At 73.4% G+C, this 13,181-nt stretch carries 11 protein-coding genes; 9 read left to right on the top strand and 2 right to left on the bottom strand.

Annotated elements, in window-relative coordinates; genetic code table 11:
• Positions 1-3: 3 nt before the first annotated feature.
• Entirely contained in the window at positions 4-1,071 is a 1,068-nt protein-coding gene (locus tag AWW66_RS15555; RefSeq protein ID WP_067366233.1) for a LacI family DNA-binding transcriptional regulator, read from the bottom strand.
• Positions 1,072-1,135: 64 nt separating this feature from the next.
• On the opposite strand from AWW66_RS15555, the gene AWW66_RS15550 reads away from it, so the two are divergent.
• The 3 genes from AWW66_RS15550 (at position 1,136) to nusB (ending at position 3,552) form a co-directional block, all read left to right on the top strand.
• Positions 1,136-2,359: an MFS transporter gene (locus AWW66_RS15550; protein WP_245648329.1), complete on the top strand. Its 1,224-nt coding sequence runs from the start codon at positions 1,136-1,138 to the stop codon at positions 2,357-2,359.
• Between the two features lie 201 nt (positions 2,360-2,560).
• Positions 2,561-3,118, top strand: coding sequence for an elongation factor P (efp, locus tag AWW66_RS15545; RefSeq protein WP_067366227.1), 558 nt, complete (start codon positions 2,561-2,563; stop codon positions 3,116-3,118).
• Between the two features lie 23 nt (positions 3,119-3,141).
• Complete coding sequence (gene nusB / locus AWW66_RS15540; RefSeq protein WP_211271957.1) at positions 3,142-3,552, top strand: transcription antitermination factor NusB; 411 nt, start codon at positions 3,142-3,144, stop codon at positions 3,550-3,552.
• A 159-nt stretch (positions 3,553-3,711) separates the two neighbouring features.
• Here nusB and bldD read toward each other — a convergent pair whose 3' ends face one another.
• Positions 3,712-4,200 carry a transcriptional regulator BldD gene (gene bldD / locus AWW66_RS15535; RefSeq protein WP_013285505.1) on the bottom strand — a complete coding sequence of 163 codons (489 nt, stop codon included), beginning with the start codon at positions 4,198-4,200 and terminating at the stop codon, positions 3,712-3,714.
• A 285-nt stretch (positions 4,201-4,485) separates the two neighbouring features.
• On the opposite strand from bldD, the gene pyrR reads away from it, so the two are divergent.
• The 6 genes from pyrR to AWW66_RS15505 all read left to right on the top strand — a co-directional run.
• Complete coding sequence (gene pyrR, locus AWW66_RS15530; protein ID WP_067366221.1) at positions 4,486-5,070, top strand: bifunctional pyr operon transcriptional regulator/uracil phosphoribosyltransferase PyrR; 585 nt, start codon at positions 4,486-4,488, stop codon at positions 5,068-5,070.
• 52 nt (positions 5,071-5,122) lie between these two features.
• On the top strand, positions 5,123-6,049 hold the full coding sequence (locus tag AWW66_RS15525; RefSeq protein WP_067366217.1) for an aspartate carbamoyltransferase catalytic subunit: 927 nt from the start codon (positions 5,123-5,125) through the stop codon (positions 6,047-6,049).
• A complete protein-coding gene (locus AWW66_RS15520; RefSeq protein WP_067366214.1) occupies positions 6,046-7,377 on the top strand; it encodes a dihydroorotase in 1,332 nt (443 codons plus the stop codon). The genes AWW66_RS15525 and AWW66_RS15520 overlap by 4 nt, the downstream gene beginning before the upstream one ends.
• Before the next feature lie 118 nt (positions 7,378-7,495).
• Positions 7,496-8,701, top strand: a complete 1,206-nt coding sequence (gene carA, locus AWW66_RS15515) for a glutamine-hydrolyzing carbamoyl-phosphate synthase small subunit (protein ID WP_067366211.1) — start codon at positions 7,496-7,498, stop codon at positions 8,699-8,701.
• A complete protein-coding gene (gene carB / locus AWW66_RS15510; protein ID WP_067366210.1) occupies positions 8,694-12,086 on the top strand; it encodes a carbamoyl-phosphate synthase large subunit in 3,393 nt (1,130 codons plus the stop codon). The genes carA and carB overlap by 8 nt, the downstream gene beginning before the upstream one ends.
• A 169-nt stretch (positions 12,087-12,255) precedes the next feature.
• Positions 12,256-13,181, top strand: a 926-nt coding sequence (locus AWW66_RS15505; protein WP_067366296.1) for a quinone-dependent dihydroorotate dehydrogenase, incomplete at its 3' end; no start/stop codon positions are given.

Here is a 13,181-nt window from a genome sequence, read left to right as displayed (position 1 = left end):
GGCTCAGGTGGTGCCGGACGGCGGCCCGGTCGAGCCGCGCACCACGACGTGGGTGGGCAGTAGCAGGGCGGTCGCTGCCGGCTCCTCCTCGAAGAGCAGCCGGACGGCCTCGGTGCCCTTGCGGGCGTGCGGCTGGGCCACGGTGGTCAGGGGCGGTGTCGCCGTGGCGGCGGCGGGAACGTCGTCGAAGCCGATGACGGAGAGGTCACCGGGGACGTCGAGGCCGCGCGAGCGGGCCAGCGCGACGGCGCCGAGGGCGAGCCGGTCGCTCATCGCCAGGATCGCCGTGGGCGGGTCGGGCAGGTCGAGCAGGTCCGCGGCGACCGCCGCGCCGTGGCCCTCCTCGACGCCCTTGGCGGCGGCGACGGTGGCGGTGCCGCCGGCGTCCAGGGCCGGGCGGAGCCCGTCACGGTACCCGTCGAGCCGGGCCCGGTTGGCGACGTACCCGGTGGGCGCGTCGAACCCGGTCGGCACGATGCCGGGCGTCGAGTCGGGAGCCAGCCGGAAGCTGATCACCCCGAACCGGCGGTGGCCCAGGGCGACCAGGTGCGCGGCGGCGGTGCGCGCGGCGTGCCGGTCGTCGATGCCGACGTAGGGCTCGCCGGGGGCGATCGGGGCGTCGAGCCCGACGACCGGCAGCCGGCGGCGGCGCAGCAGCTCGCGGCGGTCCGGTTCGAGGGGGTCGCAGAAGGCCACGAACCCGTCGACCAGGGCCGAGGAGACGACGTCGGGTCGGCCCGGCTCGGCCCGGGGCACCAGCACCAGGGAGGAGCTGTGCTCGCCGCAGGCCCGCGCCACGCCGGCCATGATGAGCTGCGCCGCCGCGTCCTCGAAGAGGTACTGCAACGGCTCGTGCACGATGAGCCCGATCGCGCCGGTCCGGCCCCGCCGGAAGGTGTTCGCCAGCGGGTCCGGGCCGGGGTAGCCGGCCTGCCGGGCGGCGGCGAGGATCCGTTCGCGCAGCTCGGGGCTGAGCTGGTCGGGCCGGTTGAACGCGTTGCTGACCGTGGCCTGACTGACCCCGAGGGCGCGGGCGAGGTCGGTCATCCGTGGTCGGGGACCGGTGGGCATCGGAACCTGTCCTTGAATTGTGCCGGCCTTCTGATGCGTATAAGTTTACCGCATGGTCGTCGGGGTGCGCACCAGCAGTAACCGTCGGGAGTTGCTGGACTGGTTCGCGCCCGCCGTCGCGTTCGCCGTCAACGGGGCGATGTACGGCACCCTGCTCACCCGCTACCCCGAGATCGCCGACCGGACCCAGGCCAGCGAGACGGCGTTCGGGGTGGTCCTGTTCGCCTCGGCGCTGGGCGGCCTGGTCGGCTCGCTGGTCGCCCCGGCCCTGGTGCGGGCGCGGGGCGACTTCGGGGCGACCCTGCTGGCCGGCTTCGGGTACGCGGTGCTGGCGGTCTCCGTGGCCTGGGCGCCGGAACTGATCTTCCTGGGCCTGGCGCTGCTGCTGATGGGCGTTCTCGACGGCGCGCACGACGTCGGCATGAACGCCGTCGCGGTGCGGGGCCAGCAGCGGCGGCGTACCTCGCTGATGGGCCGGATGCACGCCACCTGGTCGCTGTCGCTGACCGCCGCGGGCGTGCTCGGCGCCGCCGCGGCCGGGCTGCGGGTGCCGGTCGTCGTGCACGTCACGGTCGTCACCGTGGTCGCGGTGGCGGCGCAGGTCGCGGTCCTGGTCCTGCGGCGCCGGGCCGGCCCGGCCGACGACGACGCGCCGGCGCGCACCGGCCCGGCCACGACCGACCCGGTCGCGCCGGGCGTCGCCGCCGGGTCGGCCCGAGCCCGGCGGCTGCGCTACGTCCTGCCGGTCCTCGCCCTCGCCGCGCTGGCCGCCAGCTACGTCGAGAGTCCCGGTCAGGAGTGGACCGGGCTGCTGCTCAGCCGGGGGCTCCTGGCGCCGCCCGAGGTGGCCGCCGCCGCCCCGGTGGTCTTCGCGGCGGGGCTGGTGGCGTCCCGGCTGGTCCTCGACGTCGCGGTGCGCCGGTTCGGCACCGTGCCGGTGGCCGCCGTCGCCGGTGCGACGGTGCTCGGGTCGATGCTCGCCGGCCTGGCGGTGACGGCGGTGGACGCGTCGGCCTGGTGGGCGTTGGCCGCCATCGCCGGTGCCGGTCTCGGTGCCGGTCCGATCTTTCCCATGCTCTTCGGGGCCGCCGACCACCTCTCCGTCCGGCACGGCATCGCCCCGGCCCGGACCGCGTCGATCGTGTCGGCGCTGTCCCGGATCGGGGCGATCTCCGCGCCGGTCGTGGTGGGGCCGCTCACCGAGACGTTCGGGATGGCGATGGTCTTCGCCGTGATGGCCGTCGGTGGCGCCCTGGTCCTGCTCACCCTGCCGAGGGCGGCCCACTGAGGCCGCCGGGCGGCACCGTCGTCGACCTGGCCCACGCGGGGGTGGCCGGCCTGGCCCCGGCCCGGCCGTCCGTCGCCGGGCTGTCCCGCTGGACTCCGGTACGCCGCGTGGTCGGTGCCCACCGTCGGCGCAGCGGCGGCGGTCGGCGGCCTGCTAGTAGACTTCCCAGGTCTGTCCGCCATTCGACGATCAAGGCAGGAAATGGCCACCACCAACGACCTCAAGAACGGCCTGGTACTCAACCTCGACGGGGAGCTGTGGGCCGTCGTCGAATTCCAGCACGTCAAGCCCGGTAAGGGTGGTGCGTTCGTGCGTACCACGCTGAAGAACGTGCTCTCCGGCAAGGTCGTCGACAAGACCTTCAACGCGGGCACCAAGGTCGAGACCGCGACCGTGGACAAGCGCACCATGCAGTACCTGTACGCCGACGGCGACGACTACGTCTTCATGGACCTGGACACCTTCGACCAGATCACCGTCCCCGGCGGGACCGTCGGCGAGGCGGCCAACTACCTGCTGCCCGAGGCCGAGGCGACCGTCGCCATGCACGAGGGGCTGCCGCTCTACCTCGAGCTGCCGACCAGCGTGGTGCTGGAGGTGACCTACACCGAGCCGGGCCTGCAGGGCGACCGGTCCACCGGTGGGACCAAGCCGGCCACCGTCGAGACCGGGGCGACCGTGCCGGTGCCGCTCTTCATCACCACCGGCGAGAAGATCAAGGTCGACACCCGCGACGGCCGTTACCTCGGCCGCGCCTGATGGCCGAGGGGCCCAAGCAGCAGATGCCGGCGCGCCGCAAGGCGCGCAAGCGGGCGCTGGACGTGCTCTTCGAGGCCGACCTGCGGGACCGGCCGCCGGTCGAGGTGCTCGCCGGCTACCTGCAACGGATCGAGCGGCCCCATCCGGAGCACCTGGGGTACGCGGTCAGCCTCGTCGAGGGGGTGGCCGCGCACCTGGACCGGATCGACGAGCTGATCGCCAGCTACGCCGAGGGCTGGACGCTGGACCGGATGCCGGTGGTCGACCGCAACCTGGCCCGCATCGCCGTGTACGAGCTGCTCTACGTCGACGAGATCGACGACCCGGTGGCGATCAGCGAGGCCGTGGAGCTGGCGCGGCAGATGTCGACCGACGACTCCCCACGGTTCCTCAACGGTCTGCTCGACCGGATCGCCGAGTACGCCACCCGCTGACCGGGGCCGACCCGGCGGCGGTGGCCCGACCCGGTCCGCCGTCCGGGGTTCCGGCAGGCGGGACGTCGGGTGAGCGGAGAATCACAGAGAACGTCGACGGGGCCCGTGCCGGATGGCACGGGCCCCGTCGTGACGGCGCTCAGGAGGCCGTGACAGCGCTCAGGAGGCGAAGAACGCCCGCGGGTCGGCGACCAGCACCCCGTGCTCGGTGAGCCGCTCGATCAGGCCCGACGGCGAGGCGTCGTAGACGATCGCGAGGGCGCGCAGGTCGTCGGCGCGGATGGAGAGCACCCGGCCGTTGTAGTCGCCGCGCTGCTGCTGGATGGCGCGGGCGTACCGGGCCACGTACGCGAGGTCCTCGGAGGCCTCGTCGTAGAGCCGCTCCAGGTCCAGGACGATCTTGCTGGTCGGCTCGTGGCGCACCCCGCTGCCGTCGGGCAGCAGCTCGCTGACGGGAACGCGGTAGAAGTCGGCCAACTCGGCCAGACGGGACACCGTGACGGCGCGGTCACCGCGTTCGTACGAGCCGACCACCACAGCCTTCCAGCGCCCGTTCGACTTCTCCTCCACCCCCTGCAGGGACAGGCCCTGCTGTTGGCGGATGGAGCGCAGGCGGGCGCCCAGCGACTTGGCGTATTCAGAGGGCATTCGGACACTCCCAGTGCTGCTCGGGGTTCTCCCAGCGATCGCTACGGAGCGTGACGGTACGGGGATTGGGACACCTGGTCAAGTGCTCGTGACCGTACCGTTGGGGCGGCCGGGGGAGTTGTCCGCATTTCTGTACCCTGAGCCGGGGATCAGCGGCCGGCGGATCTCGACGCGGTGACCACTGGTAACGTGGCGTGAGCCCCGGTCGGCGGCCGTTCGCGGTCGCCGTGCCGGTCCCGACGTCCTTTAACGACCCGTCCCGTGAGGCGGGGAAGGAGGTCCGCCGTGGCCTACCCACCGGCTGCCCGTTCGTCTCCCGCGCGGCAACCCTCGGTGAAGGTGATCCTGACCGCCGCCGACGTCTCCCGCGTGGTCGACCGGATCGCCCACCAGATCCTGGAGAAGACCCAGGGCGCCGCCGACACCGTTCTGCTCGGCGTGCCGACCCGGGGCGTCCCGCTGGCCCGCCGGCTCGCCGCCCGGATCAGCACCTTCGAGGGGCTCGACGTTCCGGTCGGCGTGTTGGACATCACCCTCTACCGCGACGACCTGCGCCGGCACGCCACCCGCGCGGTCGGGCCCACCCAGCTTCCGCCGGGCGGGATCGACGGCCGCCGGGTCGTCCTCGTCGACGACGTGCTCTTCTCCGGCCGCACCGTGCGGGCCGCGCTCGACGCGCTCAGCGACATCGGCCGCCCCGCCTCGGTGCAGCTCGCCGTGCTGGTCGACCGGGGGCACCGCCAGCTGCCCATCCGCGCCGACTATGTGGGGAAGAACATCCCCACCGCGCTGGCCGAGAACGTCAGGGTGACGTTGGCTGAGACCGACGGCGAGGACGAGGTACGCCTCTACGGGGAGGACGCCCGGTGAGCGCGCGGACAGCAGCGGAGCGGGGCACCGCGAACGAAAGGCAGGCGTACGCATGATCAGGCACCTGCTCTCCGGCGCGGACCTGGACGCCGCCACCGCGACCCAGATCCTGGACACCGCCGCCGAGATGGCCACCGTCGCCGGCCGGGAGGTCAAGAAGCTGCCCGCGCTGCGCGGCCGGACCGTGGTGAACCTCTTCTACGAGGACTCCACCCGGACCCGGATCTCCTTCGAGGCGGCGGCGAAGCGGCTCAGCGCCGACGTGATCAACTTCTCCGCCAAGGGCTCCAGCGTGACCAAGGGCGAGAGCCTGAAGGACACCGCGCTGACCCTCCAGGCGATGGGCGCCGACGCGGTGGTCGTGCGGCACCCCGCCTCCGGGGCCCCGCACCGGCTGGCCGACTGGGTGGACGGCTCGGTGGTCAACGCCGGCGACGGCACCCACGAGCACCCGACCCAGGCGCTGCTGGACGCGTACACCATGCGCTCGCGGCTGGGCCGGCTGGCCGGCCTCTCGGTCGCGGTGGTCGGGGACGTGCTGCACAGCCGGGTGGCCCGCTCCAACGTCCTGCTGCTGTCCACGCTCGGCGCCAAGGTCACCCTCGTCGGCCCGCCGACGCTGATCCCGGTGGACATCGCCGCCGCCCTCGCCCCGGGCACCGCCGTCTCCTACGACCTGGACGCGGTGCTGCCCGGCGTGGACGTGGTGATGATGCTGCGCGTGCAGCGGGAACGGATGGGCGACTCCTACTTCCCCTCCGCCCGCGAGTACGCCCGCCGCTACGGCCTGGACGGCCCCCGCCTGCGGCGGCTGCCCGACCACGCGATCGTCATGCACCCGGGGCCGATGAACCGGGGGATGGAGATCACCCCCGAGGTCGCCGACTCGCCCCGCTCCACCATCGTCGAACAGGTCGCCAACGGAGTCTCCGTGCGGATGGCCGTGCTCTACCTGCTGCTCGGAGGAAACAACCGGTGACCGCGTACCTGATCAAGAACGTGAGCGTCGTCGGCGCCGCGCCGACCGACCTGCTGATCCGCGACGGCGTGGTCGCGCAGGCCGGCCCGGGGCTCTCCGCGCCGGACGCCGTCGTGGTCGACGCCGACGGGCTGGTCGCCCTGCCCGGCCTGGTCGACCTGCACACCCACCTGCGCGAGCCGGGCCGGGAGGACGCCGAGACCGTGGAGTCCGGCTCCCGGGCGGCGGCGCTGGGCGGCTACACCGCCGTCTGCGCGATGGCGAACACCTCCCCGGTCGCCGACACCGCCGGGGTGGTCGAGCAGGTCTGGCGGCTCGGCCGGGAGGCCGGCCTGGTCGACGTGCAGCCGATCGGCGCGGTCACCGTGGGGCTGGCCGGTGAGCGCCTGGCCGAGCTGGGCGCGATGGCCGACTCGGCGGCCCGGGTGCGGATCTTCTCCGACGACGGGCACTGCGTCGCCGACCCGAAGCTGATGCGCCGTGCCCTGGAGTACGTCAAGGCGTTCGACGGGATCATCGCCCAGCACGCCGAGGAGCCCCGGCTCACCGAGGGCGCCCAGATGCACGAGGGCGAGGTCTCCACCCGGCTCGGCCTGACCGGCTGGCCGGCGGTCGCCGAGGAGGCCATCATCGCCCGGGACGTGCTGCTGGCCGAGCACGTCGGCAGCCGGCTGCACGTCTGCCACGTCTCCACCGCCGGCAGCGTCGAGGTGCTGCGCCAGGCCAAGGCCCGGGGGGTACGGGTCACCGCCGAGGTCACCCCGCACCACCTTCTGTTGACCGACGAGGTCGTGGGCGGTCGCGGCGAACTGGGCAGCGCGGCGGTCGCCGCCGACTGGAGCCCGGGGGCCAGCTACGACCCGGTGTTCAAGGTCAACCCGCCGCTGCGGACCGCCGCCGACGTCGCCGCGCTGCGCGCCGGACTGGTCGAGGGCGTGATCGACATCGTCGCCACCGACCACGCGCCGCACGCGGTGGAGGACAAGGAGTGCGAGTGGGCGTACGCCCGGCCTGGCATGCTGGGGTTGGAGACGGCGTTGTCCATCGCGCTGGAGGTGCTCGGGCCGCAGTGGGACCTGATCGCCGAGCGGCTGTCCCGCGCGCCGGCCCGCATCGCCGGGCTGACCGGGCACGGTGTCGACCCCGCCCCCGGCGTGCCGGCCAACCTCACCCTGGTCGACCCGGCCGCCCGACGCCGGATCGAGCCGGCCGAGCTGGCCAGCCGTAGCCGCAACACCCCGTACGCCCGGATGACGCTGCCGGGTCGCATCGTGGCGACCTTCCTGCGTGGCGAGGCGACGGTGCTCGACGGAAAGGCAGTCAAGTGATCCGAGCGAGGAACGTAGCGGAGCGGAGTCCCGCAGTCCGGATCGAGGAAGGCTCGGGTTTCCGGGCGAGGAACGTAGCGGAGCGGAGTCCCGCAGTCCGGATCGAAGGGGGCGCGTAATGGCGAAGCGCAGGAGCGCGATCCTGGTGCTGGAGGACGGCCGGACCTTCCACGGCGAGGCGTACGGCAGCGTCGGGGAGACCTTCGGCGAGGCGGTCTTCAACACCGGCATGACCGGTTACCAGGAGACCCTGACCGACCCGTCCTACCACCGGCAGGTGGTGGTGCAGACCGCCCCGCACATCGGCAACACCGGCGTCAACACCGAGGACGACGAGTCGGCCCGGCTCTGGGTGGCCGGGTACGTGGTCCGTGACCCGGCCCGGGTCGCCTCGAACTGGCGCGCCACGGGCAGCCTGGAGGACCGGCTCGGCACCGAGGGCGTGGTCGGCATCAGCGGGATCGACACCCGGGCGCTCACCCGGCACCTGCGGGAGCGGGGCGCGATGCGGGTCGGCGTCTCCAGCGTCGAGGACGACCCCCGCGCCCTGCTGGCCCGGGTGCGGGAGGCCCCGCAGATGGTCGGCGCGGACCTCTCCGCCGAGGTGACCACCGCCACGCCGTACGTGGTCGAGGCCGAGGGCGAGCACCGGTTCACCGTCGCCGCGCTGGACCTGGGGATCAAGCGCAACGTGCCGCGTCGGCTCGCCGCCCGGGGGGTGACCACCCACGTGCTGCCCGCGCACTCGACGATCGAGGACCTGCTGGCCACCGGCGCGGACGCGGTGTTCTTCTCGCCCGGCCCGGGGGACCCGGCCACCGCCGACGGCCCGGCCGCGCTGGCCCGTGAGGTGCTGCGCCGACAGGTGCCGCTGTTCGGTATCTGCTTCGGCAGCCAGATCCTCGGCCGGGCGCTCGGCTTCGGCACCTACAAGCTCGGCTACGGCCACCGGGGGATCAACCAGCCGGTGCTGGACCGGGCCACCGGCAAGGTCGAGGTGACCAGCCACAACCACGGCTTCGCCGTGCAGGTGCCGGGGGCCGCGCCCGGGGCGGTCGTCCCCGACCAGGTGATCGAGACCGAGTTCGGTGGCGTCCAGGTGTCCCACGTCTGCCTCAATGACAACGTGGTCGAGGGGCTGCGGGCCCGGGACGTGCCCGCCTTCACCGTCCAGTACCACCCGGAGGCGGCGGCCGGCCCGCACGACGCGGACTACCTCTTCGACCGTTTCGCCGAGCTGATCGAGGGCCGCGGCCCCGACCGGAAGCAGAGCGAGGGCCGCGGCCTCGACCGGAACCACAGTGAAGGCGGCAAGAATGCCTAAGCGGAGCGATCTCAAGCACATCCTGGTCATCGGCTCCGGGCCGATCGTGATCGGACAGGCCTGCGAGTTCGACTACTCCGGCACCCAGGCCTGCCGGGTGCTGCGCGAGGAGGGCATCCGGGTCAGCCTGATCAACTCCAACCCGGCGACGATCATGACCGACCCGGAGTTCGCCGACGCCACCTACGTCGAGCCGATCACCCCGGAGTTCGTCGAGCTGGTCATCGCCCGGGAGCGGCCGGACGCGGTGCTGCCCACCCTGGGCGGGCAGACCGCGCTGAACACCGCGGTCGCCCTGCACGAGGCGGGGGTGCTGGACAAGTACGGCGTCGAGCTGATCGGGGCCAACATTGAGGCGATCCGGCGCGGCGAGGACCGGCAGCTCTTCAAGGACATCGTCGCCAAGGCCGGGGTCCGCATCGGGGTCGAGGACCCGGCGGCGCTGGTGCCCCGCTCGCGGGTCTGCCACTCGATGGCCGAGGTCGAGGAGACCGTCGCCGAGCTGGGCCTGCCGGTGGTGATCCGGCCGTCGTTCACCATGGGCGGTCTCGGCTCCGGCATGGCGCACACCGACGAGGACCTTCAGCGCATCGCCGGGGCGGGGCTGGCCGCCAGCCCGGTGCACGAGGTGCTGATCGAGGAGAGCGTGCTCGGCTGGAAGGAGTACGAGCTCGAACTCATGCGGGACCGCCACGACAACGTGGTGGTGGTCTGCTCGATCGAGAACGTCGACCCGATGGGGGTGCACACCGGGGACAGCGTGACCGTGGCCCCGGCCATGACGCTCACCGACCGGGAGTACCAGCACCTGCGCGACCTGGGTATCGCGGTGCTGCGCGAGGTCGGGGTGGACACCGGCGGCTGCAACATCCAGTTCGCGGTGAACCCGGCCGACGGCCGGATCGTCGTGATCGAGATGAACCCCCGGGTGTCCCGCTCCTCGGCGCTGGCGTCGAAGGCGACCGGCTTCCCGATCGCGAAGATCGCCGCGAAGCTGGCCATCGGCTACACCCTGGACGAGATCCCCAACGACATCACCCGCAAGACCCCGGCGGCCTTCGAGCCGACCCTGGACTACGTGGTGGTGAAGATCCCCCGGTTCGCGTTCGAGAAGTTCCCCGGCGCGGACCCGGAGCTGACCACCACGATGAAGTCGGTCGGCGAGGCGATGAGCCTCGGGCGTAACTTCACCGAGGCGCTGAACAAGGCGATGCGCTCGATGGAAACCAGATCAGCGGGTTTCTGGACGCAGCCGGATCCCGACGGCGCGACGAAGGAGAACACCCTCGCCGCGCTGCGGGTGCCGCACGACGGGCGGCTGTACACCGTGGAGCGGGCGCTGCGGCTGGGCGCCTCGGTCGCCGAGGTCACCGCCGCGTCCGGCGGGATCGACCCGTGGTTCCTGGACCAGATCGCCGCGCTGGTCGAGCTGCGTGGGGAGATCGTCGCCGCCCCGGTGCTCGACCTGGACCTGCTGCGCCGGGCCAAGCGGGCCGGCCTGTCCGACCGGCAGCTCGCCGCGCTGCGCCCGGAACTGGCCGCCGAGGACGGGGTCCGGACCCTGCGGCACCGGCTCGACGTCCGGCCGGTCTACAAGACGGTGGACACCTGCGCCGCCGAGTTCGAGGCGACCACCCCGTACCACTACTCGACCTACGACACCGAGACCGAGGTGACCGGCTCGGCGCGACCCAAGGTGATCATCCTCGGCTCGGGGCCGAACCGGATCGGGCAGGGCATCGAGTTCGACTACTCCTGCGTGCACGCCGTCCAGGCGCTGCGCGGCGCTCCGGCGCCGGCGGGGGCCGTGCCCGGTGCCGAGGGCACGGCGGGCGGCTTCGAGACGGTCATGGTCAACTGCAACCCGGAGACCGTCTCCACCGACTACGATACCGCCGACCGGCTGTACTTCGAGCCGTTGACCTTCGAGGACGTGCTGGAGGTCTGGCACGCCGAGGACACCTCCGGCCGCGACGCCGGCGGGCCCGGCGTGGTCGGGGTGATCGTGCAGCTCGGCGGGCAGACCCCGCTGGGCCTGGCGCAGCGGCTCAAGGACGCCGGGGTGCCGGTGGTCGGTACCTCGCCGGAGTCGATTCACCTGGCCGAGGAGCGGGGTGCGTTCGGCGAGGTGCTGGCCCGCGCCGGGCTGCGCGCGCCGGCCCACGGCACCGCCACCTCGTACGAGCAGGCGCGGGCGATCGCCGAGGAGATCGGGTACCCGGTGCTGGTCCGCCCGTCGTACGTGCTCGGCGGGCGGGGCATGGAGATCGTCTACGACGACCCGACGCTGCGTGACTACATCGGCCGGGCCACCGACATCTCCCCGGACCACCCGGTGCTGGTGGACCGGTTCCTCGACGACGCCATCGAGATCGACGTGGACGCGCTCTGCGACGCCGACGGCGAGGTGTACCTGGGCGGCGTGATGGAGCACATCGAGGAGGCCGGCATCCACTCCGGCGACTCCTCCTGCGCGCTGCCGCCGATCACCCTCGCCGGCCCGCACATCGAGCAGGTCCGCCGGTACACCGAGGCGATCGCGCACGGGGTGGGGGTGCGCGGGCTGCTCAACGTGCAGTACGCGCTCAAGGACGACGTGCTGTACGTGCTGGAGGCCAACCCGCGCGCGTCCCGGACGGTGCCGTTCGTGTCGAAGGCGACGGCGGTGCCGCTGGCGAAGGCGGCGGCCCGGATCGCGCTCGGCGCCACCATCGCCGAGCTGCGCGCCGAGGGGCTGCTCCCGGCGACCGGGGACGGCGGCTCGCTGCCGGCGCACGCCCCGATCGCGGTGAAGGAGGCGGTGCTGCCGTTCAAGCGGTTCCGCACCCCGACCGGCAAGGGCGTGGACTCGCTGCTCGGCCCGGAGATGAAGTCCACCGGCGAGGTGATGGGCATCGACCCCCACTTCGGGCACGCGTTCGCCAAGTCCCAGTCGGCCGCGTACGGGTCGCTGCCCACCGGCGGGAAGGTCTTCGTCTCGGTGGCGAACCGGGACAAGCGGGCCATGGTCTTCCCGGTGAAGCGGCTGGCGGACCTGGGCTTCGAGATCCTGGCCACCGAGGGCACCGCCGAGGTGCTGCGCCGGCACGGCATCGGCTGCGAGCAGATCCGCAAGCACTACCAGGCCGGCTCGGACGACGACGCGGTGTCGCTGATCCTCAGCGGTCAGGTGGGGCTGGTGGTGAACACCCCGCAGGGCTCGGGCGCGAGCGCCCGCTCCGACGGGTACGAGATCCGCAGCGCCGCGGTGACCGCGGACATCCCGTGCATCACCACGGTGCCGGGCGTGGCGGCGGCGGTGATGGGCATCGAGGCCCGGATCCGGGGCGACATGCAGGTCCGCCCCCTCCAGGAACTCCACGCCACCCTCCGGGCCCCGCAGTGACCCCACCCACCCCACCGCCGTCCCCGTCCCCGTCCCCGTCGATCATGGAGTTGGCGGCAGTCGCCACGGCACGGCGGGCCGCCAACCCCATGATCACCGCCGGGGGAACGGGGCGGGGAGTGGGGCGGGGAACGGGAGACGGAGTGGGGCGCGGGGCGGGAGGTGCGGGGTGATGTTCGAGCGGGTGGTGCGGCCCTGGTTGTTCCGGGTGGGCGGCGGGGACGCCGAGGCGGCGCACGAGTGGACGTTGCGGCGGCTCGGCGGGCTCGCCGGGCGGCCGGCGGCCCTGGCGGCGCTGCGCTCCCGGTACCTGGTCCGGGCGCCCCGCACCGTGTTCGGGGTGGAGTTCCCGAACCCGGTGGGGCTGGCCGCCGGGATGGACAAGAACGGCGTCGCCCTGCCGGCCTGGCCGGCGCTGGGCTTCGGCTTCGTCGAGGTCGGCACGGTGACCGCGCACGCCCAGCCGGGCAACCCCCGGCCCCGGCTGTTCCGGCTGCGCGACAGCGAGGCCGTGGTCAACCGGATGGGCTTCAACAACGCCGGCGCCGAGGCGCTCGCGGCCCGGCTGGCGGGGCTGCCCCGCCCGCTGGGGGTGCCGCTGGGCATCTCGCTGGGCAAGTCCAAGGTGACCCCGCTGGACGAGGCGGTGGAGGACTACCTCGCCTCGTACCGGGCGTTGCGCGGGCACGGTGACTACTTCGCGGTCAACGTCTCCTCCCCGAACACCCCGGGACTGCGCTCCCTGCAGGGCAAGGCGCACCTGGACGCCCTGCTGGCGGCGCTGGTGGGGGAGAAGCCGGTGCTGGTCAAGATCGCTCCGGACCTGACCGAGCCGGCCATCGCCGAGCTGCTGGAGGTCTGCCTGGCCCGGGGCGCGGCGGGGGTGATCGCCACCAACACCACGCTGGCCCGCGACGGGCTGGCCGCCGCCGACGTGCCGCGCGGGGCGGAGGCGGGCGGGCTCTCCGGCCGGCCGCTGGCCGACCGGGCCCGCGCGGTGGTCTCCTTCGTGCACACCGAGACCGGGGGACGGCTGCCGGTGATCGGGGTGGGCGGCATCCTCGACCCGGACGACGCCACCCGGATGTTCGACGC

It is taken from the genome of Micromonospora rosaria (assembly GCF_001567585.1).
In the GTDB taxonomy this organism is placed as follows: domain Bacteria; phylum Actinomycetota; class Actinomycetes; order Mycobacteriales; family Micromonosporaceae; genus Micromonospora; species Micromonospora rosaria.
The sequence above is the reverse complement of the archived record's forward strand: the minus strand, read 5'-3'. Positions and strand labels throughout refer to the sequence as shown.